Source organism: Flavobacterium mekongense (genome assembly GCF_047038255.1).
Lineage (GTDB): Bacteria > Bacteroidota > Bacteroidia > Flavobacteriales > Flavobacteriaceae > Flavobacterium > Flavobacterium mekongense.
This window is the reverse complement of the sequence record NZ_CP174374.1, coordinates 861,502-886,785: the sequence shown is the minus strand read 5'-3', so window position 1 is coordinate 886,785 and position 25,284 is coordinate 861,502. Positions and strand designations below refer to the sequence as shown.

Genomic DNA, 25,284 nt, shown 5'->3' with positions numbered 1-25,284 from the left:
GATAATTACGGATTAACAGTTAATGACAAGAAATATTGTTGTCCGATTAATCCTGGTCCAAGAAGCTGTCTGTATTCTTTCCCTCCGATATTGGTAGCGCCCAATTTGAAAGTAGATTTGATACTTGGCACCATGTAGCTGATTTGAGCATCGATAACCGTAGCAGCATCAATCATCCCATCGGCGAAAGTAGATTCCCATTTGTATTCATCGCTCCATCTTCCACTGATGTTGAAGCCGAAGTTTTTGAATAAATTGTCGTTGCTGATTGTAGCTTTCACTCGGTGTTTAGGCGTGTTAAAACCAGCCTCAAAACTTGGGTCTTTGGCTTGATCAAAATCGAATTCAGCATAGTTGTAGTTGGCTGACACTTCGAAGTTTTTAGGTAATTTTTTAGCTACTCCAACACCAAAACCTAAAGACTTGATTTCAATATCGGTATTAGTGTACAATTGGAAAGCTCTGGTGTCTCCTTGCGTCAAAGCGAAAGCAGACTGGAACGCTTCTCCCGTTGGGGTAAAGTCGCCACCACCATTAGTAGCCGTACCATATAATGGAGCCACAACAGTTAAGTTTCCAATGAAGTCATTATAAATATTGTAGTAACCGTTGATGTCAAAATTGAATCCTTTGAATTCACCTCTATACCCTAATTCAAAAGCTTTTACAACTTCCGGCTTAACCAAATCAACATCGGTTCTTTCAAGTAATGGTGATGCGGCTACAATAGCTGCAGCCAATTGTGCTTGGTTTGAAGGGTTAGCGGCAGATACCGCTGCACCGAATGCTGTTGCAGATTGTGCTGTATAAGAATTAAAATAGGCATTGTTACCATCAATTGTAGCGGTTGTCCCACCGGCGAACCCTTGACCGTTAGTAGATACCGGTAAAGTTTCTTCATAACGGGTTAAGTTATCAGGAGCAGAACCTAACAAAATAGCATTTCCAACATTGAATCCAATGTATTGGTCTTGTGTAGTTGGGTTACGGAAACCGGTTTGGAATGACGCTCTGAAAATGTGGTTTTTAGCTTCTCCGGCACTGTAAACAAATGATACTCTCGGAGAATAATTACCGTCAAAGTTTTCAGCCTTATCATAACGTACAGAACCTGTAAACTTCAATCTGTCGTCCATGAATTTTTTCTGAAGTTGGGTATAAGCACCATACTCATCGTACTTGATCCCACCAAATTGAGGTGTATCGGTATAGATTCTTCCGAAAGAATTCAAGTCGTATCTGCGGTAAGAACCTCCTACTTGAATTTCGGCAAATTTGATAAGGTCTCTAAAGTTATAGTTAGCATCTGAGTGGTAAATTTTTGAATTATCCACCAATTTAGAACCTGTTAATACATTAGGGTCTGACGTAACTTGGTTGAATGCGTTTTGGAACTCCGGTGTTCCAGGTAAAAATCTACCGTTATCAGCTGCCGCTCTTGCTGCAAGGTGTGCTTGAGTTGGAGTAGCCCCTGCTAAAGTAGATTGTACAAAAGCTCCTGCATATTGACCAAACCAAGTAGCATCCGGTTTCCAAGCTCTGTTGATGTTTAATCCGGTGAACAACATATCGTATGATTTTCCTCCATCTTCAGTAGTGTAATATCCTCTGATGAAGAAATTTTTCCCCGTTAACTCCAACTTGTGTTGTTGCATTTGAAATCCGTTCAAATAGTAACGGTTTGCTCCTTGGTAAACAGAGTTACCGAAACCGAATTTACTTTGCCAAATGATTTCTAAATTCTCGTTACCAAAAGGTCTGGCGTGTAACGAGAAGTCGATTTTGGCATTTCTAACTTTATTATCTGTTAAATCAACCTCGTTGTATCCTGTTCTTGAAACATTTTCGTTTGGCAACAAGTTTAAAGCTGAAGAAGGCAACAATCCTAAGTTAACCAAAGATTGTCCAACGCTTCTGATGTTAGTAGATGCCTCATCACCATAAACGTTCATACCGTTATAGTTGTGGTGACTTCTGTCTCTTCCTTCAACAGTTTTATCTGTATAATCGGTGGCCCACCAATCTGTACCATTCATATAAGTAAAGTTGGCTTTAGCTGCAAAATAGTCGTTAAATTTGTGAGCTGCTCTTACACCATAATCATAGTATTCGTTGGCGCCTGCTGCTTTTTGGTTGGTTTGACCATATTTTACATAGGTAGAAATGCCTTGGTATTTGAAAGGACTTTTACTGTTCATGAACAATATACCATTGAAAGCATTGGCTCCATATAGTGCTGAGGATGCACCCGGTAAAAGCTCAACACTGGCCACATCAATATCAGATACTCCGATAAGGTTTCCTAAAACAAAGTTTAATAAGGGAGAAGAGTTGTCCATACCGTCAACTAACTGCATAAAACGGGTATTGGCTACGGTAGCAAAACCACGAGTGTTGATGGATTTGAAAGACATACTACTGGTGTTCATGTGAACTTCTTTTAAGTTCTCTAAACCATCATAAAAAGACGGAGAGGCTGTTTTCTTAACGTCTTTGATGGTCATTCTTTCAATAGTAACGGGAGATTCTCTCACTTTTTCGGGAGCTCTCGAGGCCGATACTACAATCTCGTCTAATTGTGTCTCTTTTTCAGATAAAGAAACTGTAATTTTTTGGTTGTTGGCAGTTACGGTAGCAGTAGTCGAACCATAACCTACACTTGAAACCTCGATGTCAAAAGGTGGTTTTTTAAAAGTTGACAAACTAAAATTACCATCTCCGTCGGTTACTGTTCCTGCGCTGTCACCAACCACTTTTACGTTGGCTCCGGGTACTGGCTGGTTTTTACTGTCTTTTACCGAACCGGATATTGAAGTTTGCGCGTAAGTGATACCGCAAAAAAACAATGAAACGATAAATAAATAAATCTTCATTTGGTTTTAAATTTTGTTGGTTTAAGTAGCCAATGTACAAATATTTTTTTTTAATTGTCAAAAAACAAGCTTTGTTTTTAAGAATAATGAATTATAGTGCTTGATTATCAACAATATGATAAAGTCTGATTTCTTTACGCTTTTTTTAATGTTTTAGCTTAATCGCTAAAAAAAATACTATGCGCTCATACAAAATACTGTTTCTGTTAAATTTATAATAAAATTTTGACCAAAAAAAAGCGAGACTAAATCTCGCTTAAATATATAAATTGTAATACAAAACCTACTATTCTACTGTCACAGATTTGGCTAAGTTTCTTGGTTGATCTACGTTACATCCGCGTAAAACGGCTATATGGTATGACAATAACTGTAGCGGAATGGTGGTAATCAATGGCGATAACGCATCTGAAGTTTCCGGGATTTCTATAATGTGGTCTGCCAGCTGTTTCACTTGAACATCTCCTTTGGTCACAATGGCAATAATTTTTCCGCTGCGGGATTTGATCTCCTGAATGTTACTGACCACTTTGTCATAATGTCCTTGTTTGGGTGCAATTACCACTACAGGCATTTGTTCGTCGATTAAGGCGATTGGACCGTGTTTCATTTCGGCGGCCGGATAACCTTCTGCATGGATATATGAAATCTCTTTCAACTTTAAAGCACCTTCTAAGGCAACCGGGAAATTATAGCCTCTTCCCAAGTACAAGCAGTTGCTGGCTCCTTTGAATTTTTCTGCAATTTCTTTAGCAAATTCATTCGATTCCAAAGCTTCCGATACTTTCTCGGGAATGACTTCCAATTCTTGTAAATACCTGTGGAAATCAGAATTAGACAGCGTTCCTTTGGCTTTAGCTAAACGCAAAGCCAACATGGTTAGCACGGTAATTTGGGTTGTAAAGGCTTTGGTTGAAGCCACCCCTATTTCCGGTCCGGCATGCGTGTAAGCTCCGGCATGAGTTTCTCTGGAGATGGAAGAGCCTACCACATTACAAACTCCGAAAACAAAAGCACCTTTTTCTTTAGCCAACTTGATTGCAGCTAAAGTATCGGCTGTTTCTCCGGATTGAGAAATGGCAATAACAACGTCTTCTTTATTAATGATTGGATTGCGGTAACGAAATTCCGAAGCATATTCTACCTCTACCGGTATTCGTGCAAATTCTTCGATGATGTATTCGGCTACCAAACCGGCATGCCATGAGGTTCCGCAAGCAATAATTAAGATTCTTTGAGCGTTCAGGAATCGTTCGATATTGTCCTCAACTCCGGCCATTTGAATGATGCCTTGATTGGCTAACAATCGGCCTCGGTATGTATCTTTGATAACGTTAGGTTGCTCGTATATTTCTTTCAACATGAAATGATCATAGCCTCCTTTTTCAATTTGCTCCAAATTCATTTGCAACTCTTGAACATAAGGATCAACCAACGAATCATCTTTAATTTTTCTTATTTTAAGCGGTTTATGCAATCTTACGATAGCCATTTCCTCATCTTCTAAATAGATGGCATTAGAAGTATATTCGATAAACGGTGACGCATCGGAAGCAATAAAAAATTCGTTTTCTCCTAAACCAATGGCTAACGGACTTCCTAAACGAGCTACCACAATTTCATCCGGTTTCTCTTTGTCAAAAACGCAAATCGCATAAGCGCCCACCACTTGGTTTAAAGCAACTTGCACTGCTTTGCCTATTTTAAGATTGTCTTTCTTTTTTACATCTTCAATTAGGTTGATTAATACTTCTGTGTCGGTGTCTGAAGTAAAAGTATACCCTCTTTTAATCAATTCTTTTTTTAACGGCTCATAATTTTCGATGATACCATTGTGAATAATGACCAAGTTACCGGAATTAGATACGTGTGGGTGAGAGTTTACATCATTCGGCACACCATGAGTAGCCCAACGGGTATGCCCCATTCCGATAGTGGCTTTTGAAGCGGCCAAGGTTTTGGATTTTTCTTCCAAATCTGACACTTTACCCTTGGTTTTAGCAATTGCCACATCATTGCCGTTGTATAGCATGATGCCTGCGCTATCGTACCCTCTGTATTCTAATCTTTTTAAACCTTTTATTACTATAGGATACGCTTCGCGGTACCCGATGTAGCCAACAATTCCACACATAACTTTATAGATTAATCTGGTTTGGTATAATAAATTTCAATTTTTAGCCTTTTGTCTTCCGGCACAGAAGGATGAGAACCGTAAAGTATGGTTCCCAAAGGATTTAACACTGACATGCTTGGTGCGCTTACGGTATTAGCATTTGGGGTTTTCAATTTAGAAAACGCAATGTTATTAATACTTTCAGTAACAGCCAATCCTAATCTAACGTTGGTTGAATCATTGTTAATCAAATTTCTCAAATGATTGGTAATTCTAACTTTATACTTGATACCTCTACCATTATCGACGTCTTCTTTTTCAATGATACCGCCATGGACAAATTTATTAAATTTAGGATATGCTGAGTTAGAAGAAAAGTCGAAAGTGTAATCAATTAATGGTCTTTTATTATTCAAATCGAATAAAAAGATACGGTTAGGCTCATAAATACCGGTATTGGACATTGCTGTTCTATCGATATAAAAAGTCAGATTGGCTTCATTAATCATCCAACCGTTAGCTTTAATGGCCTCAATTTCATCGGCTATTCCGTTGTTATCCGTATCCGGCCCGAAAACATCAATAACAGCCATCGAGCCTTCGCCTCCTTTTAAATACAACTTAGCGGCTTCTTGAGTGTTGTTGGCAGTGGTATTCAAATAATCTGTATTTTCATTACTGTTGTTGAGCAAACTCACGGTATTTCCTGTCAAATTGAGGGCAAGTGTTTTGTTTTCTCTCTTGTAAACCGTTTGACCATCAACAGTAGTTTTTTTATCTTCATTATAATAAATGGTAATTTTACCACCTTTAAAGTTAAGCATCGCCATACTTCCGGCATTGCCTATGCTTTCCGTTTTAAAGTACAAGCCTCTGAAATAGTTTTTAAAAACCTGATTGTTGGCCAACTGTCCGGTAGGGGCATTCAAAATTAAATTGGTGAAAACCGTCTTGTTTAAATGCAATCTCATTGATGGTGCAAAACGGGTTTCAACTTCCTCTCCATCATCATTTAAAGTAACGGTTCTGTGCTCTCTTTTATCGAAAAAGAATTGGGCATTTTGTTGGCCGTTCAAGTTCTGAGGGTCTGTTGTCGGCAAATCATTCAACAAGACAGGAACTTTGAAATTGTCTATTTCAGTATTCATATCGGTGTAAAACAATTGTTGCTCTCCCAAAGACTGATTTGGATCTAAATCTCTTAAATAGTAGTTAGACTGGTAAACGCTCAATCTGAATTTGGATTCCGGATTTCCGTAAATAGAATCCAACTCATACGTTTTTACCCCATCTTCATCTTCCTCAACAAAGGTGCTGAAGTAAGGAATATCCAAAACAACGCTGTCAATAACCGTAGGTTGGGTGTCGTATTCTTCCGGGTCAACATTGTTGAATTCAGGGTCAACGGTTCCTAATTCTACTTGAGTTACAAAATTGGCTTGTGTGATTCCGAATGCGGGATTATCATAAAATCCAAGAGGATTAATAGGCAGGTTATTAGACGCTATTGGTCCTAACTTTTGATTGTATGATTTGACAGATGCTCCGGTGTAAAGCTCAAATCCGAAATGGTCATCACCCACGATATCGGTTCCGATTTCATTAAAATCTTTGTCACATGACACCAATAAAGATAAGGCTGTTAGCCCAAATGCGAACTGTTGTATAAATGATTTTTTAAACATAAAATGAATTAATTTTTATGGGAGCATTGTTTTGTAAAATTGGGTGTATGCTTCCGCGAATTTATCTTTCGGGGTGAAAGGTAAAAAAGGTTTGCCTGAAGATTCTATAAATTTTGTTAAACTTGCCGGCACAGCTTCGGAAGCGATAATTACTCCGTCAGAGTGTTTTACCGCCGCCATAATCAAATGCTCGTAGTTAGGCGCTTCCAATTCTTTAACGGCTTCTTCCGGAATGTTATCAAATTTAACTTTATTGATCATTTCCTGATCTAAATTACCGTCAAAAGACTGACCATAAACAGACGTAACAATCTTAGTGTCGGAAAATAAGGCTTCGTCTTTGTAGTAGTGCTTCATGTAAACCGGCAGCATGCTGGCCATCCATCCATGCACGTGAATAATATCAGGCACCCAATTGAGTTTTTTTACCGTTTCCACTACGCCTTTGGCAAAGAAAATGGCTCTTTCATCGTTGTCTGGATACAGTACGCCGTCTTCATCGCTGAAAGTGGCTTTGCGTTTGAAATACTCATCGTTATCGATAAAATATACTTGGATTCTTTCTTTAGGAATAGAAGCTACTTTGATAATCAAAGGCATGTCTAAATCGTTTACCACCAGATTCATTCCGGACAAACGAATCACCTCATGTAACTGATGCCTTCTTTCATTGATATTCCCGTATCGCGGCATGAATATTCTTATTTGTCCTCCTTGATCATTAATCATTTTAGGAACGTCATACGACATTAAAGAAACCTCATTTTCAGCCAAGTAAGGCACCACTTCAGATGATACATACAATATCCTCTTATCTTCCATAATTTATGTAACTTTATTTATTGGCAATAAAAAACAGGCAAAAGTACAAAAATTTATGCAGTTATTTATGAAAATAGTAAGTTTGCAACTCATTTACCAAAGCCAATGCTCATTTTTAACAATCAAAATGAATTAGTTGCCCATTTAGCTGCTGTTTCTAAAGCCACTACCACCATTGGTTTTGTGCCTACTATGGGTGCTTTGCACGAAGGTCATTTGTCATTACTCAAGGAAGCGGTAACCCATAATGAAGTAACGGTTATCAGTATTTTTGTAAACCCGACACAGTTCAACAATGCTGAAGACTTGGCCAAATACCCCAGAACTTTAGAAGCTGATGTGGCTAAAATTAAAACGGTTTCCGATAAAATTATTGTGTTTGCCCCAAGTGTAGACGACATTTATCAAGGCCATACGGTATCTGAGCATTTCGATTTTGACGGACTCGAAAACCAAATGGAAGGTCAGTTTCGTCCCGGCCATTTTAACGGCGTAGGCACTATTGTAAAACGGTTGTTCGAAATTGTAAAACCCACCAATGCCTATTTTGGAGAAAAGGATTTCCAGCAATTGCAAATTGTTAAAAAAATGACCGCGAAAGAAAAACTTCCGGTAAATATTGTAGGTTGTCCTATTTTGAGAGAATCCAACGGTTTGGCCATGAGTTCTCGCAACGAAAGATTATCGGAGACTGAGAGAAAAGAAGCAGCAATCATTTACAAGATATTAAAAGAAAGCCGAAAATTGTTCGCCCAAAAGTCGGCTGCCGAAGTCACTCATTGGGTTCAAAAAAAGTTTGCCCAATATCCGACATTTAACTTAGAGTATTATCAAATTGCAGACGAGGCTACTTTATTGCCTTGTATTCGCAAAAATAAAAACAAAAAATACCGTGCTTTCATTGCGGTTTTTGTCAACAATATCCGATTGATTGACACTATTTCACTAAATTAATTTAACTTTGCCCCATGCAAATTCAAGTAGTAAAATCTAAAATTCACCGTGTTAAAGTAACCGGTGCCGATTTAAATTATATTGGCAGCATCACTATTGATGAAGCCTTGATGGATGCTTCTAACCTAATTGAGGGTGAAAAAGTCTCCATAGTGAATGTAAACAACGGAGAACGTTTCGAAACTTATGTCATCAAAGGTTTGAAAAACTCCGGAGAAATTACCCTTAACGGACCGGCTGCTCGTAAAGTGCACAAAGGCGACATCATCATTATAATGTCGTATGCCATCATGGATTTTGAAGAAGCTAAAACCTTCAAACCATGGTTGGTTTTTCCTAACGAAAACGACAATTCTCTTACTTAAGCCTTGAAAAAGCATATCCGTAAATGGCTCACTATACTAATTCCTCTATTGATAGGAATAGGAATCATTTACTACCAATACACCACACTCAAACCTGAGGAAATTGAGAACATAAAAATCAGTTTTCAAAAGGCCAACTACTACTACATTCTTTTGTCATTAGTAATTGCGGTTATTGGTCATTGGTCCAGAGCGTATCGCTGGAAATTTGCCTTGAATCATTTGGGTTATCAAACCCATTTTTACAACAATTTTTTTACCGTTTCTGTTTCTTATTTGGTGAATCTTACGGTGCCGCGTTCGGGAGAAATTTCTCGTGCCGCCTTGCTCAAAAAATACGAAGAAGTTCCTTTCGACAAAGCCTTCGGAACCATAGTGGCAGAGAGAATTGTAGATTTATTTATTTTCTTCATATTTGTTATCATTGGCTTTGTATCGCAATTTGATGCCATTTATCAATTCTTATTAAGCAAAAATATTTCGCTGCAAACCCTTATTTATTATGCTGTATTTGCGGTAATCATAGGGATTGTTTTTCTTCTGATATGGATTTATGCCGAATGGAACATCATTCTCAAACTCAAGAAAAAACTGTCTGGTTTGATTGAAGGAATGATGACCATTTTTAAAATGAAACACAAATGGGAATATATTTTTCATTCCTTCTTTATATGGTTCACCTATTTGGCCATGTTTTATGTGACCATTTTTGCGCTGCCCGAAACGTCGGAGATGAGTTTTGACATCGTTATTATGGGCTTTATCTTTGGCAGCTTGGCGGTAGGTTTTTCCAACGGAGGCCTTGGCGCTTATCCGTTTTCCATTGCTTTGATTTTTTCTCTTTACGGTATTTCTAACGATGTTGGTACCGCTTTTGGTTGGTTGGTTTGGACCTCACAAACCGTTCTCATTATATCATTGGGACTAATTTCTTATGTTTTGTTGCCGGTGTTCAACAGCAATAAATAATTTATTATCTTGCTGAGCATTTCAGCATTGATTTCTTTAACCTAAACCAAAGCCCATGAAACAACTGTTATTCCTTTTGCTGTTTGTTTGCTCCGGTCCTATGTTGGCCCAAAAAACCATTACAGATACCATAAGTTCAAAAAAATTAAACGAAGACCGCGAAATCAAAATCAGTCTTCCCCCTTCTTACTCGAAAAATAAGGCACAAAAATACCCTATGTTGTTGCTAATGGACGGCGACTTCCTGCACGAAGCTTTCCAAGGAGCCTTGAGTTATGGTTACTATTGGGACGACTTACCCGAAGTAGTGATAGTATCCATCAGTCAGAATAAAAACAACGAACGCGAAACCGACTGTATGCTGGATGAAACTACCGGTTTACCATCTGAAAAAGGAGAAGCTTTTTTCGAGTTTTTAGGGATGGAATTGATTCCGATGATCGAGAAAAACTTTAGAATCGCACCTTTTAGAATCGCGGCCGGTTTAGATACTACTGCCGGATTTTTAAATTGCTATTTGTATAAAGAACAACCTATTTTTAATGCTTTTATTTCAATGAGTCCGGAACTGGGTGCTGAAATGGAAGAACGAATTGTTGAACGTTTAACCGCTATACAACAACCTTTGTTTTACTACCATTGTTCTGCTGACGGTGATGTAAAAAAAATGAGAACCCGTATCCAAGCCTTAGATGAATTAGCCAGTAAAATCAACAACCCTAAAGTGAATTATCGTTACGACGACTTCAAAGGTTCTTCACATTACTCTTTAGTTTTACATGCCATTCCGAGTGCTTTGTATCAAATATTCTCGGTTTACCAACCCATTTCCACTATCGAATTTCAGGAAAAAATTGCTGTTTTACCCTCAGGTTATGTAGACTATTTGGTTCAAAAATACGATATGCTGGAAAAGTCGTTCAACTTAAAACTGCAAATCAGAATGAACGATTTCAAGGCCATTGAAGCGGCCATCTTGAAAAACAAAGCTTATAACGAATTTGACCAATTGGCACAGCTTGCCAGAAAACATTATCCTAAAACCATGTTGGCCGATTATCACATGGCACAGATGTATGAAAAACAGGGTGATAACGCCCGAGCAGTTAAATCTTATTTAGCAGCATTCCAACAGGCCGAAGTGGGTGATTTAACCAAAGACATGATGATGGAAAGAGCCGATGAGTTAAAAAAATCTTTACCTAAAAAAGGCCAAAAAGGAAAAGAAGTTATAGAAGAAACTCCTGTGGAAGAAGTGCCGACAGAAACGCCAAGTGAAACCCCGACAGAAACCCCTACGGAAGAGAAAAAATCAGAATAATGTCTAAACTCAAAACGTCTTTTTTTTGTCAAAATTGCGGCACTCAATACGCCAAATGGCAAGGGCAATGCAATGCTTGTAAAGAATGGAATACCATAGCGGAGGAAATTATTCAAAAAGAAGAAAAAACAAGTTGGAAACCTACCGCAACCGAAAACAAAAGGGTTTCCAAACCCTTGAAAATAAAAGAAATTGATGCAACGCAGGAAGTCCGCATGGACACTACTGACAGTGAATTGAACCGTGTGCTCGGTGGCGGCATCGTTCCCGGCTCATTGATTCTTTTGGGAGGTGAACCCGGTATTGGAAAGAGTACATTACTGCTTCAAATTTCACTAAAATTACCTTATAAAACACTTTATGTTTCGGGCGAGGAAAGTCAGAAACAAATCAAAATGCGTGCGGAACGCATCAACCCCAACAGTGAAAACTGCTTAATTTTAACCGAAACCAAAACCCAAAACATCTTCCGACATATAGTGGAAGTGGAACCGGATATAGTGATTATTGATTCCATTCAAACCCTGCATACCGACCATATAGAATCGACTGCCGGAAGCATTTCTCAAATTCGGGAAACTACGGCTGAATTAATCAAATTTGCCAAGGAAACCAATATCCCGGTCATCCTGATTGGTCATATCACTAAAGACGGCAACATAGCCGGACCTAAGATTTTGGAACATATGGTGGACACCGTTTTACAATTTGAAGGCGACCGAAACCACGTTTACCGCATTTTGCGCTCGCTTAAAAACCGTTTTGGTTCTACAGCCGAATTGGGAATTTATGAAATGCAAGGTTCCGGTCTAAGAGAGGTATCAAATCCTTCAGAAATACTAATCTCTCATAGAGAAGAGGAGCTTTCGGGCACTGCCATTGCCTCCACCCTAGAGGGCATGCGTCCGTTAATGATAGAAATTCAGGCGCTGGTTTCCACAGCGGTTTACGGAACGCCACAACGCAGTACCACAGGCTATAACGCCAAACGATTGAACATGATTTTGGCCGTTTTAGAAAAACGCGCCGGTTTTCGCTTGGGCACCAAAGACGTCTTCCTAAATGTAACGGGAGGAATCTCGGTAGATGATCCGGCAATTGATTTGGCCGTTGTGGCAGCCATTTTATCTTCCAACGAAGATATAGCGGTAGGGAAAGATGTTTGTTTTGCAGGAGAAGTAGGCTTGTCGGGGGAAATCCGCCCGGTAAACCGTGTAGAACAACGTATACAAGAAGCTGAAAAACTGGGCTTCGCCACTATATTTGTTTCTAAGTACAATAAAATTGCCGTCAAAAATCCGCTGATTAAAATCGTTTTAGTTTCCAAAATTGAAGAAGTGGTTGAGCAATTGTTTGGATAACATCCATTATGAACAAGTGTTAATGAACGCATTCATCTAACAAGTGAGAAACAACGATACAATGAAAACAACCCGACAGAAAGTTTTTACAGGTCTTAAAATCGGTGGTTTATTACTACTTACAGGCGTAATTTTGCTTTTTGTTTTCCGCAATACCCTTTTGGATAAAGTGCTTCACAGGATTGATGCCAAAATGCAACGCGATTACCAATGTCATTTTACCGTAGGCAAAGCCGAATTTCAGGGTTTATCCGATTTAGAATTCCAACACCTTACGCTGGTGCCTAACCAAGCCGATACTTTGGTCAGTATTGCCAATCTTAAAACCAGCGTGAACTTTTGGAAACTATTCACCGGTGATATACAGTTGGGTAAACTCGACATCAACCGCGGTTATATTCAGTTGGTAAAAACCAAAAACGGCAGCAATTTCGATGCCCTTTTACGGTCCAATAAGGAGCAACAAGAAACTGCCGAAGTCAACTACGCCAAACTACTGAATCGCCTAACTTCCAATCTACTCGACTTAGTGCCCACCGATATGCAAGTGAAAGGTTTTGCTGTAAAAATAGATGACTTAGGCCATAAAGTAGTATTCGATTTCAACCAATTGGCACTGTCTGATAAAAAATTAAACACACTAATTGCTGTTACTTCGGATAGCTTCTCACAAGAATGGGCCATTACGGGTTTTGCTGACCCTCGTGGTCGTAAAGCCGATTTGGAATTCTTTAACCCAAAAAGCGACACCATTCGATTGCCTTATTTAGACCAAAAATTTCAGTTGAAAACCGGATTCCAATCGATTCATTTCAACTTGGAAAATTTGGCCATGGATAGTGGAGAATTACATGTGGACGGCTATGCTTCCATTCGAAGTTTGGTGGTCAATCACCCTAAAATTGCACCGAAAGATGTGATAATCAAAAACGCCCGATTTGATTATCGTTGGATTGTAGGCTCACGCTTTTTGGCACTCGACAGCACTTCAACCTTACAATTGAACAATATCAAATGCAGGCCTTATGCAGCTTACTCTAATGAAGAAGATAAGGTTTATGCCCTGAAATTAAATATCCCTAAAATGGGTGCTCAGGATTTTATTACCTCATTACCTACCGGATTATTTCGCCATTTTGAAGGCATGGAAGCCCGAGGCAATTTTAGTTATGCACTGCATTTTGAATACAATAATCACAAACCTAAGGAACTCATTTTTGAAAGCAAACTCCAACCCGAAGGACTGAAAATAACCAAATACGGTGAAGCTGATTTGAATAAAATCAACGGAGAATTCACCTATCGCGCCATTGAAAAAGGAATACCGCAAAGGCCTATAGTTGTAGGTCCTTCCAATCCGAATTTTACGCCTCTATCTGACATTTCACCCTATTTACAAAAATGTGTACTCACCAGCGAAGACCCATCGTTTTTTAACCATCGCGGTTTTATCGGAGAAGCCTTTAAACAATCCATTGCCAAAAACATTAAAACCAAAAAGTTTGCCCGTGGTGCCAGCACCATCAGCATGCAATTGGTTAAAAATGTATTTCTTACCCGAGAAAAAACCTTGTCGCGCAAACTGGAAGAAATATTGTTGGTTTATATCTTAGAAAACAATCGCATCAGCTCCAAAGAGCGTATGTTGGAAGTGTACTTTAACGTAATCGAATGGGGTCCGAATGTTTACGGAATAGGCGAAGCCGCTCAGTTTTATTTCCAAAAGAGACCTGCCGATCTGAATTTAAATGAGTGCTTATTTTTGGCTACCATAGTCCCTAAACCCAAAGGATTTATGTATCGTTTTGATGGCGAACAACAGCTCAAACCGTTTGCCCGTCAACAAAACGATTTTCTGACCCGATTAATGTTGCGCCGAAAATTACTAACCGAAACTGATACCATTGGTCATTTTCCTCTGCGTATTTCCGGCCCTGCACAACAATATCTGAAACAAAAAACGGTCCCGACAGTTGAAAGCGACAGACTTAATATAGAAGACTTTGATTTTTAAATACTTGCAATAGTAATTCGTTTTTTTTAACTTTACCCAAAACCAATTGCTATGAGAAAAATTTTACTCCCCTTATTAGGTTTGTTAGGGCTTAGTGTTTCTGCACAAACCATCAATCTACAAAGCTTTGCTGCCGGATTTTCCTCTCCAGTTGAGATTGCCCATCCGGACAATGATGCCCGCCTATTTGTAGTACAACAAAGTGGGTTAATACGGATATTGAACCCAAACGGAACCATCAATACAACTCCTTTTTTAACTTTAACCTCATCCACTATTTTATCGGGCGGTGAACGTGGATTACTGGGCTTGGCCTTTCATCCTAATTATGCTACTAATGGCTATTTTTATGTGAATTACACCCGAGCCGGCGACGGCGCAACGGTGATAGCCCGTTACAGTGTTTCTTCAGACCCCAATATTGCGGATGCTTCCAGCGGAACCGTTTTGTTGACTGTAGCACAACCCTTTAGCAACCACAATGGCGGTTCGATTAAATTTGGTTCCGACGGTTATCTGTACATAGGCATGGGTGATGGCGGTAGCGGTGGCGATCCGGGGAATAGAGCTCAAAATATTAGTGAGAATCTAGGAAAGATGTTGCGTATAGACGTGGATTCTGCTTCACCTTACGGAATTCCGGCCACCAACCCCTATGTAGGTATTACCGGCAACGATGAAATTTGGGGAATTGGATTGCGCAATCCATGGAAATTCTCATTCAACCGATTGAACGGTGATTTGTGGATAGCCGATGTGGGACAAAATGCTATTGAAGAAATAAATAAAGTAAGTGCTCCGCTACCCAATACAGGGTTGAACTTTGGCTGGCGTTGTTATGAAGGTAATGTAGCTTACAACAATTCCGGTTGTCCTGCTTACAGCTCAACATATGCACCGATTGCCGTTTATGTTCATGGCACAACCAATCGTTGTTCCATCACCGGAGGGTATTATTACACCGGTACGGCTTATCCTAATTTTGCCAACAAATACTTTTTTGCCGACTACTGTACCGGAGAAATCGGATGGGTTAATACAGACGGATCAATAACTTGGAACTATAACGGCCCTAATTTAATTACCACATTCGGAGAAGATAAAGATGGAGAATTGTATGTTGCTATGGGCGGTACTATATATAAAATGGTGGATGCCAGCTTATCGGTGAATGACTTTAACAATCAAGGGATACAACTTTATCCGAATCCGGTTCAAAACGAATTGGTAATTCAAAATGACAATAATTTGGCTTTAACTTCAATCCAAATCTCCGATTTGACCGGCAAAGTAGTTTTAGAGCAAAGTTTGGATGCAATTGAAATCCAACAGTTTTCGGTTGCCGCTTTGGCAAAAGGCATTTACTTGGTCACTATTGAAGGAGTAAACAACATATTGTTCCAATCAAAACTGATTGTAGAATAATCAAGGCGCAGGATCAGGAAATACCGCTTGAATTTTATTAATTTCGGCAACAACTTCAGGAGAAAGTACGGTGCTAAAAGCAGCTATGTTCTCTTGGAGTTGTTCCATTTTAGTAGCACCGATAATAGTAGACATCACAAAATCCTGCTGATTGACAAAAGCCAAAGCCATTTGGGTTAAAGTCAAACCGTTATCCATAGCCAACTGTTGGTACAATTGGGTAGCCTTCCAACAATTCTCACTGGCGTAGCGTGTAAACTGAGGAAACAAGCCCAAACGAGAATCTGATTGAATACCTTTCAAATGCTTACCGGTTAAAAAACTAAAAGCCAATGGAGAATAGGCCATCAAACCAACATTTTCACGCATACAAATTTCAGACAAACCCACTTCAAACAATCGGTTTAATAACGAATACGGATTTTGAATAGTGGCTATTTTGGGTAAATTATGCTTCTCGCTCTCGCTTAAAAACTTCATTACGCCATACGGATTTTCATTAGAAACACCTATATGTCGAATCTTGCCTTCTTTAATCAAACCGTCATACACTTGTAACACTTCAGCAAAATTCTCTTGCCATTGGGTGTCAATTTTAGATACTCCGCGCTGCCCAAACATGTTCATCACCCGCTCCGGCCAATGCATTTGGTACAAATCGATATAATCCGTTTGCAGGTTTTTCAAACTCAACTCCACCGCTTCGTGTATGCTTTTCTTAGAAAAGTTTAAAGGCTGACGGATATAGTCCATACCACGATTTGGTCCGGCAATTTTTGTGGCTATTACCAAATCTTCACGCTTTCCGGTTTTTTTAAGCCAAGAACCAATATACCTTTCCGTCGAACCTAAAGTAGCTTGTCTGGCCGCAATCGGATACATTTCGGCTGTATCGATAAAATTGATTCCATTTTCAACTGCATAATCCAATTGCTCATGCGCCTCACTTTCGGTATTTTGTTCTCCGAAAGTCATGGTGCCTAAACAGATTTTGCTGACTTTAATATTGGTATTGGGTAAAGTGGTGTAGTTCATTAGTGGTGTTTTTTGCTTCGCAAAAGTAAAATATTGTACCCGTTAATTATGTTCGATTAACACATTTTTTGGAAACGTTTGAAACAAAAAGGTTCTAAGTTTTTGACTTAGAACCTTAGTAACTCAGCACCTTAGTACCTTGATCTTAAAACTCATTCAACATCTTGGAAATTTCATCCAATTTTGGCGTCAAAATAATTTCAATTCTGCGGTTTTTGGCTTTGCCTTCCGGCGTATCGTTACTCATCAACGGAGCGTATTCACCCCTACCCGCTGCGGTTAAATTTTTCTTCTGAATACCGCCATTTTCACCCAAAATATTCACAATAGCTGTGGCTCTTTTGGTCGATAAATCCCAGTTGTTTTCTACACCACCACCAATGGCACCGTAAATTTTGTCGTTGTCTGTATGGCCTTCAATCAATACTGTAATATCAGGATTTTGAGCCAATACTTTCCCAACTTCTACTACCGCTTTTCTTCCTTCGGCACCTACTGCCCAGCTCCCTGTTTGGAACAACAATTTGTTCTCCATAGAAACATATACTTTACCGTTCTTTTGCTCCACGGTTAATCCTTTACCCTCAAAAGCGTTCAGCGCTTTCGATAAAGTTTCTTTCAGCTTTTTCATGCTCGCGTCTTTAGCGGCAATCATGCTTTCCAACTCATTCAAACGTTTGGTACTCGAAGCCAATTCATCTCTTAATTTATTCAATCGGTCTTGCTCAGCAGCCATCGCTTTTTCTTTGGCTTCCAATTGCGCTAACAACTCACGGTTTTTATTCATATTCGAAGTCAAAGCATCGTTGCTGTTTTTTTCTAAAGCGGCGTACGATTCTTGCAAAGCCTTTAAATTGTTAGAGGTTGCCGTACAATCGGCTTGTAATTTATCGCGGTCGGCTTTCAATTTGGCCAATTCTGCTGTAAGCGATTTGTTTACCGAATCAAACTCGGCATTGGCCTTATGCAACTCATCCACTTCATCGGCTAAAGACCGATTTTCCTTTTTTAAATCGGTGTACTTGTTCTCTAAATCGTTATAAATTTTCTTAGACACACAAGATGATAGCGTGGTCAATACTACTATTGCAAAAACTATTCTTTTTATCATTTTATTTATTTTAGGCTGTTTTTATTTAATCAATTTCTACCAAAACCGGACAATGATCGGAATGCTTGGCTTCGGGTAAAATTACCGCCCTGCGCAAACGGTCTTTTAAAGGTTCACTGGCCAAACAATAATCGATCCTCCAACCCTTGTTATTGGCTCTGGCATTGGCACGATAACTCCACCAACTGTAATGATGCGGCTCCTTGTTAAAGAATCGGAAGGTATCGATAAATCCATTTTTCATAAATTTGTCCAACCAAGCGCGTTCTTCCGGCAAGAATCCCGAGACGGTTTTATTGCGAATCGGATCATGAATATCAATGGCTTCGTGACAAATATTGTAATCGCCACAGATGATTAAATTGGGTATTTCCTTTTTCAAATCATTGATGTATCCCTGAAATTCATCCATGTACTGAAACTTATAGTCCAATCGATCCATGTTGGTTCCGGACGGCAAGTACAAACTCATCACCGAAAAATCATCGAAATCCACTCGCAAATTTCTGCCTTCAAAATCCATGTGATCAATTCCGGTTCCGAAAACTACATTGTTGGGTTTTACTTTCGATAAGATAGCCACGCCACTATAGCCTTTTTTAGTCGCCGGAAACCAATAGTGATAAGGATAGCCGGAAAGTTCTACGTCTAACAACGGAATTTGGTCTTCGTTAGCTTTGATTTCTTGGAGACAAATTACATCGGGATTGGCTTGTTGCAACCAGGTCAAAAATCCTTTTGAGATGGCCGCACGAATGCCGTTTACGTTATAGGAGATAATTCGCATTAAGCTTTACATTAGTTTTTCCAAAAGTAGTTAAAAACATAAACATTCAAAATGACTTTTAATTTAAGATTAACGATTTTGTGAAGTCGCTTTTTGAACTTCATAAATCAAAAATCAACATTCTTCAATCTTCAATTCATCAGAATTACTATCTTTGTTTCTTACTCAAAAAACAAACGGTATACATGGGTTTAGTTACTGCTAAAGAAGTTGCAAAAGCAATAAACGCTGATAAATACGGGGTTTTCGGAACTTTTTGTGGCTGGTTACTAATGAAAGCTCTTAAAATCTCCACCTTAAACAAAATCTACGACCGCAACAAGCACTTAAGCGAGGTAGAATTTCTAAACGCTATTTTGGACGAGTTTCAAATTAAGTTCGAAATTCCGGAAGACGATTTAAAACGATTGCCGAAAGAAGGTCCGTATATTACCATTTCCAACCATCCGCTGGGCGGGATTGACGGTATTTTGCTATTGAAATTAATGCTCGAGAGAGAACCGAATTTTAAAATCATCGCCAATTTCTTGTTGCACCGCATCGAACCGATGAAACCCTACATCATGCCGGTGAATCCTTTTGAAAACCACAAAGATGCTAAGTCAAGTGTTATCGGAATCAAAGAAACGCTTCGCCATTTGAGCGATGGCAAACCTTTAGGTATGTTTCCGGCCGGCGAAGTTTCGACTTACAAAGACGGCAAATTAGTAGTAGATAAAGCTTGGGAAGAAGGCGCCATCAAAGTGATTCGCAAAGCGCAAGTTCCGGTAGTGCCGATTTATTTCCACGCCAAGAACAGTCGTTTTTTCTATTTCTTATCGAAAATCAACCCAACGCTTCGTACCGCTAAATTACCCTCGGAATTGTTAACCCAAAAAGACCGAGTAATCAAAGTGCGTATAGGTAAACCTATATCTGTAGCCGAGCAAAACGAACACAAAACCATCGAAGAATACTCGGAATTCTTGCGTCGTAAAACCTATATGTTGGCCAATTCTTTTAACGAAGAATCCAAATTGTTAAGTTCTCAAAACCTCAACTTGAATTTGAAAACGCCTAAGAGTCCGAAACAAATTGTAAAACCGGCCAATCACGACAAGATTTTAGAAGAAATCGAAGTGTTAAAACAAGGCGATTACCGTTTGCTGCAAAGCAAAAACTATTTGGTTTTTTTAGTGACTGCCGATAAAATTCCGAACATTTTACACGAAATCGGTCGTTTACGCGAGATTACTTTCCGAGCTGTAGGCGAAGGCACTAATGAATCCATCGACTTAGACCAATACGACAATTACTACCATCACATGTTTTTGTGGGATGATGAAAGTCAGCAAATAGCCGGTGCCTATCGCATGGGATTAGGCGCAGAGATTTTCCCGAAATACGGCATCGAAGGCTTTTATTTACAAGACTTATTCCGTTTTGAACCGGAGTTATACGACATGATGTCGAAGTCTATCGAAATGGGTCGCGCCTTTATCGTTAGTGATTACCAACAAAAACCAATGCCTTTGTTCTTGTTGTGGAAAGGTATCGTACATACTACCTTGCGTTATCCGGAACACAAATATTTGATTGGTGGTGTGAGCATCAGCAACCAGTTTACCGAGTTTTCCAAATCGTTGATGATAGAGTTCATGAAGTCGCATTACTATGATCCGTATGTGGCGCAATACATCAATCCGAAGAAAGAGTTCAAAGTAAAATTGAAAGATGCCGACAAAGATTTTGTATTCAATGAGACGGAAGCCGATTTGAATAAATTCGACAAAATTATTGACGAAGTCGAACCGGGCAGTTTGCGTCTTCCGGTGTTGATTAAAAAATACATCAAACAAAATGCACGAGTGGTAGCGTTTAATGTTGATCCGTTATTCAACAATGCTGTCGATGGCTTGATGTACATTCGCATTGCCGATTTGCCCGAAAGCACTGTAAAACCGGTTATGGAAGAATTCCAAGCCGAATTGGAACGAAAAGAGAAAAATTACAAATAGAAAAAGCCGGTAATATTACCGGCTTTTTTATGCAATATAATCAGGAATTATTCTACTCCAATCTGACTGATATCTTCTGAACCATCTGCTTTTGGATCCGGTCCGTATTCGTTTTCGCCTTGAACACCGTTACTACATAGCAAAACCAATAACCAAATACCTCCAATTAAGGGAACCAAAGCGATTAGAACAAACCATCCGCTTTTTCCGGTATCATGTAATCGTCTAATTGCAACGGCTAATCCCGGAATTAAAACTGCTAAAGCATAGGCAAAATAAACATAGCCATAAGGCAAAGGCTCGAAGTTCGTGCCCAACATTCCGTCAATAACAGCAGCAATTATTGCAAAGATAATGTTCATTAAAACAAACCACCAATACTCCGATCGGCGGGCTCTGCCGTTAAAATTGGCATAATTTTCAAATACAACTTTTTTGTACCAGTTAAACATAATTAATAGTTATTAGTTAGTCCTACTCTTAAGGATTTTCGGTTACTCCGTGGGTTAATAGACTCAAATATACAGAAATTTTGTAATAATATTATGAAAGCAAATATTTCTTAAAACAAAAAAAGCAATCTTAAGATTGCTTTTTGTTATTGTTGTTCTGCCAATTTTTGGAAAGCCTGCCATTCTTTGTCGCTTATAGTGGCTTTGCTTTTCAGTTTCTTGCCTTTGATGTATTCCAAAATATATTGGGCTCGTTCCTCGGATTCAGGATGCGAAGCAATCCAATACATTTCTTTAGGCATTTGATTTTCGAGTGCCATTTGGTACATAAAATCGGCCAAAGGTTTCGGATCGATATCTGCCGCTATCATATAATCGACACTGGTTATGTCGGCTTCTTTTTCTAAAGAACGGTCGTAAGCCGAAGAAGATAAGGTTCGGAAAATTTCCTTTAGGACTTCGCCTGCTTTTCCACCGGTGGTGGCTGAGAGTAATACGGAAAATCCTATTTCTTTGGAAAGTTTCTTCATCACATGTTTGTTTTCAATGTGGGCAATTTCGTGTCCTAAAACACCTTGCAATGCTTGTTGGTTTTTACAATCTGCAATCAAACCGGTATAAACCACCAAATGGTTATTGGGCAAAGCAAAAGCATTGATTTCATCTTTTTCTATGATGTGAATTTTCAAGGAATCGCGTTCAATACCGTTAGCTTCACACAAAGGGTTGATTAACTTGTCAAGCGTTTTAACCAAACTATCATTGAGCACTACATCTTCTGTTTTGGCTATTTCATCCCATATTAATTCTCCCAAAGCAGCTTCTAAATCTTGCCCGTTTTGCTTCACTTTAAAAAAGGAAACATAATCCAACTGTGAAAAGCCAAACCAAATCAAAAAAACAGTAACCACTATGGCCAATCCTTGTAATGCAATTTTCATAAGATTTGGGTTTTAGGTTTACAAATCAAATCGGTTAATCCACCAAAAAAAAGAAATTTCACGTGTATTCCTTTTCTAACTTGCACAGCGGCATAAATCGTAGAGATTAACTCGATGACATTGACCACAATTACTGTAAGCACATAAGCAAAATATTCGTTGGTAAACTTTACGTCGCCAAACAATATGGAAACCGTCCACCAAAAACTGTAACTGTTCATAAAAAAAAGCGCAAATTGTGACAGCAAGGCTTGTGTACAATGCCATCTTACAAAATAAGGTTTGTTCCTGTTGGCCACATAAAAGAAAAAAGTGGCAATCAAGTTTATAATGGGCAAGGGCAATCCGGCCACTACAGCGACTAATGACATCAAGTAGCTGTTAGACGCTTTCTCGCACTCACTATCAGAAGGCTGATAGGGAAAATCGGTTATTTGTCTTCTCATAGATTTTTAGTTAAGTTCCAATACCAAAGCAGTGTAATCATTAAAACTAACAAGCTTGCTACCAAAGGCTTTCGCAAAAACACTTCGGTTTGCTTGTACTTTTGAAACAAACTGTCTTGCCTTCTAATCAAATCAATAGTTATCCAAAATGGCGCAATCACCATGATAAAAAACACTACCAAACCCAACGGATTTAGCTGTATAGCCTTAAGTACATCGGCCTCAAAAAGTGCCGCAACAGCCCTTGTTGTTCCACAAGAAGGACAATTGTACCCGGTTATATTCTTAAACCAGCAAAGGGTAATTTCAGCTTTTTGCAAGTAACAGATGCTGAAAAAGAGGTAAACAAACCCGATGAAACAAGCCACACCTAACAATACGTATAACTTGTTTCGGGTCATTCTATTAGTATAAAGTGTTTTGGAAAAGCTCAATGTTTTTCTCGCGAGTAGCGCCCATAATCAAAAACCAGTCGATAATGGTCCAAATTCCGAAGCCACCACAAGTTAACAACTTACCTATTCCCAAGCCGGTATCTCCGATAAAGAAGCGGTCAATGCCCAAAGAACCACCGCCAACGATTGAAATAATCAAAGCCGTTGTTGGATCTTTAAATTGCATAGTTTGAACCATGCCCCATCTTGACTCATCTAAGGATAATAATCTCTCTCTAACACTTGGCAAATGATGCGCTTCGAAAAACTTAGAGTTCATCATTAAAAACATGTCGACTTTTTGTGCGTCCATAATAAATTGTTTTATTGGTTAAATTAATTGATGGCTCTAATATATAAAATTCTTATAAAAAAGCTGACTTCTGAAAAGTATTGTTGCCTAAATTTAAAGAAAGTCAAAATGTAAAACGAGCAAAAGAAGACTTACCGGCTGAACGCTTTCAGAATCTTATCCACTATAGTTTGCGCCAATTTCTCATGACTTTCAAAGGTCCAACCCGCTATATGTGGTGTCAATAAAACATTTTCTGCTTGTAACAAATACTCAAATGCTTTTGGCTTTTCACTGTCGATAAAGAGGTTTTCAAAAGACAACTTTTCGTATTCCAGCACATCTAATCCGGCTCCTAAAATTTTCCCGGAAGCTAAGGCCGAAACCAAATCATCGGTCACTACATTTTTACCTCTCGACGTATTAATGAACCAAAACGGCTTGGCAAAAGCATTAATGAAATCGGAATTCACCATCTTATCCGTTTCTGGCGTCCACGGAATGTGCAAACTCAATACCTCCGCTTTGGCTTGCAATTCGGCTAACGAAACTTGACGCGCATTAGCGTCACCCACATTCGGTAAAATATCGTAACACAAAACGGCCACTTCAAATCCACGTAGTTTTTTGGCAAACGATTTGCCCATATTGCCATATCCTATAATCCCAACGGTCTTGCCTTCCAATTCATAGCCTCGATTCCCTTCGCGTATCCATTGGCCTTGACGCACCAAACGGTCAGCCCTATTCAGCTTGTTCATTAGCGACAACAACATCCCCAAAGCATGTTCTCCAACCGCATTACAATTGCCTTCCGGTGCCGCAATCAAATGAATGCCTTTGGCTTCGGCATAGTCGCAATCGATACTCTCCAAACCCGCCCCCACTCTGGCAATGAACTTAAGATTAGTGGCTTTATCAATAAACGCTTTGTCAATTTTAAAACGACTGCGAATAACAATGCCGTGGTACAGATGAATTTTAGCTTCAATGTCACTTTTGGAAGAAGTAAAATCGGCTTCGTTTTGAAAACCGGCGGCAACCAATTGTTCCCACAGCAAAGGGTGATTGCTGTCGATGTGTAATATTTTGATGTCTTGATTTGGCATAAGTAGTATTTGAGAAGTAAAGATAGGATTTAAAAACACACTTTAAAAGGCAATTTAAAATAGTACAACTACTATTCCTTGCTTAGCATTACCATTGGTCATTAATTCCTGATTATCAGGATTATAAATTCCAATAACTACCCCCAAAAACTTTCCTACGCTTTATGATTGTAATCATAAAATTAACAACTGTTTAATAATGAAATTTGTAATATGAATTTTTAATACTTCCTATCATGAAAAAATTATTGTTAACCGCGCTCGCTTTTTCTCTGCTGATTGCTTGTGGAAAAAAAGAAAAAGAAACTGAAGAATACAACCCTGCCGCCGACCCGTCTGCAACAGAAACAACCGCAGCTGACCCATCAAGTTACGACCCAAAAAGAGGTGAAGGCAAATTTACTACTGTAGAACTCGGCGCTACACTCGATCAAGCTATGGCCACTAAAGGAGAAGAAGTGTCAGCTGTAAAATGTACTTCTTGTCACAAACCAACCGATGAAAAACTCGTTGGTCCGGGATGGAAAGGCGTAACCGAAAGAAGAAGACCGGAATGGATTATGAACTTTATCACCAATCCGGATCCTATGATTGACAAAGACCCCGAAGTGCAGGCCCAATTGGAAATTTGTTTGGTTCGTATGCCAAACCAAGGGTTAAGCGATGATGACGCTCGTCATATTTTAGAATACATGCGAAAAATTGACGGTGTAAAATAAACCAAAACCTGAGATTGGTTAACCCGTGAAAGTGCTGACCAATCTTATTTAAAATC

Annotated in this window: 22 protein-coding genes; 9 read left to right on the top strand and 13 right to left on the bottom strand. The window is 39.1% G+C overall.

Annotated features, from left to right (window positions below; all coding sequences use genetic code 11):
• Positions 1-5: 5 nt before the first annotated feature.
• The 4 genes from ACJG85_RS03760 to ACJG85_RS03745 all read right to left on the bottom strand — a co-directional run bounded on the left by ACJG85_RS03760 (position 6) and on the right by ACJG85_RS03745 (position 7,496).
• Positions 6-2,873, bottom strand: coding sequence for a TonB-dependent receptor domain-containing protein (locus ACJG85_RS03760; protein ID WP_412476959.1), 2,868 nt, complete (start codon positions 2,871-2,873; stop codon positions 6-8).
• Positions 2,874-3,159: 286 nt separating this feature from the next.
• Positions 3,160-5,007 carry a glutamine--fructose-6-phosphate transaminase (isomerizing) gene (gene glmS / locus ACJG85_RS03755; RefSeq protein WP_409675665.1) on the bottom strand — a complete coding sequence of 616 codons (1,848 nt, stop codon included), beginning with the start codon at positions 5,005-5,007 and terminating at the stop codon, positions 3,160-3,162.
• Between the two features lie 11 nt (positions 5,008-5,018).
• A complete protein-coding gene (locus ACJG85_RS03750) occupies positions 5,019-6,674 on the bottom strand; it encodes a DUF4270 domain-containing protein (RefSeq protein ID WP_412476958.1) in 1,656 nt (551 codons plus the stop codon).
• Between the two features lie 15 nt (positions 6,675-6,689).
• Positions 6,690-7,496, bottom strand: a complete 807-nt coding sequence (locus ACJG85_RS03745; protein WP_409675659.1) for a glycogen/starch synthase — start codon at positions 7,494-7,496, stop codon at positions 6,690-6,692.
• Between the two features lie 105 nt (positions 7,497-7,601).
• On the opposite strand from ACJG85_RS03745, the gene panC reads away from it, so the two are divergent.
• From panC to ACJG85_RS03710, 7 genes are all read left to right on the top strand, one after another.
• A complete protein-coding gene (gene panC, locus ACJG85_RS03740) occupies positions 7,602-8,450 on the top strand; it encodes a pantoate--beta-alanine ligase (protein ID WP_412476957.1) in 849 nt (282 codons plus the stop codon).
• Between the two features lie 14 nt (positions 8,451-8,464).
• Complete coding sequence (gene panD, locus ACJG85_RS03735; protein ID WP_290872115.1) at positions 8,465-8,815, top strand: aspartate 1-decarboxylase; 351 nt, start codon at positions 8,465-8,467, stop codon at positions 8,813-8,815.
• A 3-nt stretch (positions 8,816-8,818) separates the two neighbouring features.
• Entirely contained in the window at positions 8,819-9,784 is a 966-nt protein-coding gene (locus ACJG85_RS03730) for a lysylphosphatidylglycerol synthase transmembrane domain-containing protein (RefSeq protein WP_412476956.1), read from the top strand.
• Positions 9,785-9,839: 55 nt separating this feature from the next.
• Positions 9,840-11,105, top strand: a complete 1,266-nt coding sequence (locus ACJG85_RS03725; protein WP_412476955.1) for an alpha/beta hydrolase-fold protein — start codon at positions 9,840-9,842, stop codon at positions 11,103-11,105.
• On the top strand, positions 11,105-12,466 hold the full coding sequence (radA, locus tag ACJG85_RS03720) for a DNA repair protein RadA (protein WP_412464894.1): 1,362 nt from the start codon (positions 11,105-11,107) through the stop codon (positions 12,464-12,466). The genes ACJG85_RS03725 and radA overlap by 1 nt, the downstream gene beginning before the upstream one ends.
• 61 nt (positions 12,467-12,527) lie before the next feature.
• Complete coding sequence (locus ACJG85_RS03715) at positions 12,528-14,480, top strand: transglycosylase domain-containing protein (RefSeq protein WP_412476954.1); 1,953 nt, start codon at positions 12,528-12,530, stop codon at positions 14,478-14,480.
• 51 nt (positions 14,481-14,531) lie between these two features.
• Entirely contained in the window at positions 14,532-15,905 is a 1,374-nt protein-coding gene (locus ACJG85_RS03710; protein ID WP_412476953.1) for a PQQ-dependent sugar dehydrogenase, read from the top strand.
• On the opposite strand, the gene ACJG85_RS03705 is transcribed toward ACJG85_RS03710, so the two are convergent.
• The 3 genes from ACJG85_RS03705 to ACJG85_RS03695 form a co-directional block, all read right to left on the bottom strand.
• Entirely contained in the window at positions 15,906-16,940 is a 1,035-nt protein-coding gene (locus tag ACJG85_RS03705; protein WP_412476952.1) for an aldo/keto reductase, read from the bottom strand.
• 145 nt (positions 16,941-17,085) lie between these two features.
• Positions 17,086-18,051, bottom strand: a complete 966-nt coding sequence (locus ACJG85_RS03700; protein WP_409675620.1) for an OmpA family protein — start codon at positions 18,049-18,051, stop codon at positions 17,086-17,088.
• Positions 18,052-18,076: 25 nt separating this feature from the next.
• Positions 18,077-18,838 (bottom strand): exodeoxyribonuclease III, encoded by a 762-nt coding sequence (locus ACJG85_RS03695; protein WP_412476951.1) that lies wholly within the window; start codon positions 18,836-18,838, stop codon positions 18,077-18,079.
• 185 nt (positions 18,839-19,023) lie between these two features.
• Between ACJG85_RS03695 and ACJG85_RS03690 the strand changes: the two genes are divergently transcribed.
• Positions 19,024-20,835: a GNAT family N-acyltransferase gene (locus ACJG85_RS03690; protein WP_409675614.1), complete on the top strand. Its 1,812-nt coding sequence runs from the start codon at positions 19,024-19,026 to the stop codon at positions 20,833-20,835.
• 47 nt (positions 20,836-20,882) lie between these two features.
• Here the strand turns inward: ACJG85_RS03690 and ACJG85_RS03685 are convergent, their stop codons facing one another.
• The 6 genes from ACJG85_RS03685 to ACJG85_RS03660 form a co-directional block, all read right to left on the bottom strand.
• Complete coding sequence (locus ACJG85_RS03685) at positions 20,883-21,287, bottom strand: DUF805 domain-containing protein (protein WP_409675610.1); 405 nt, start codon at positions 21,285-21,287, stop codon at positions 20,883-20,885.
• A gap of 146 nt (positions 21,288-21,433) precedes the next feature.
• Entirely contained in the window at positions 21,434-22,228 is a 795-nt protein-coding gene (locus tag ACJG85_RS03680) for a M48 family metallopeptidase (protein WP_409675607.1), read from the bottom strand.
• A complete protein-coding gene (locus tag ACJG85_RS03675; RefSeq protein WP_409675604.1) occupies positions 22,225-22,674 on the bottom strand; it encodes a DUF4870 domain-containing protein in 450 nt (149 codons plus the stop codon). The genes ACJG85_RS03680 and ACJG85_RS03675 overlap by 4 nt, the downstream gene beginning before the upstream one ends.
• Positions 22,671-23,075, bottom strand: a complete 405-nt coding sequence (locus ACJG85_RS03670) for a DUF2752 domain-containing protein (protein ID WP_409675601.1) — start codon at positions 23,073-23,075, stop codon at positions 22,671-22,673. The genes ACJG85_RS03675 and ACJG85_RS03670 overlap by 4 nt, the downstream gene beginning before the upstream one ends.
• 4 nt (positions 23,076-23,079) lie before the next feature.
• A complete protein-coding gene (locus ACJG85_RS03665; protein WP_409675599.1) occupies positions 23,080-23,421 on the bottom strand; it encodes a TM2 domain-containing protein in 342 nt (113 codons plus the stop codon).
• Positions 23,422-23,552: 131 nt separating this feature from the next.
• Complete coding sequence (locus ACJG85_RS03660; protein WP_412476950.1) at positions 23,553-24,509, bottom strand: 2-hydroxyacid dehydrogenase; 957 nt, start codon at positions 24,507-24,509, stop codon at positions 23,553-23,555.
• 236 nt (positions 24,510-24,745) lie between these two features.
• Between ACJG85_RS03660 and ACJG85_RS03655 the strand changes: the two genes are divergently transcribed.
• Positions 24,746-25,228, top strand: a complete 483-nt coding sequence (locus tag ACJG85_RS03655) for a c-type cytochrome (protein WP_409675593.1) — start codon at positions 24,746-24,748, stop codon at positions 25,226-25,228.
• Positions 25,229-25,284 lie beyond the last annotated feature (56 nt).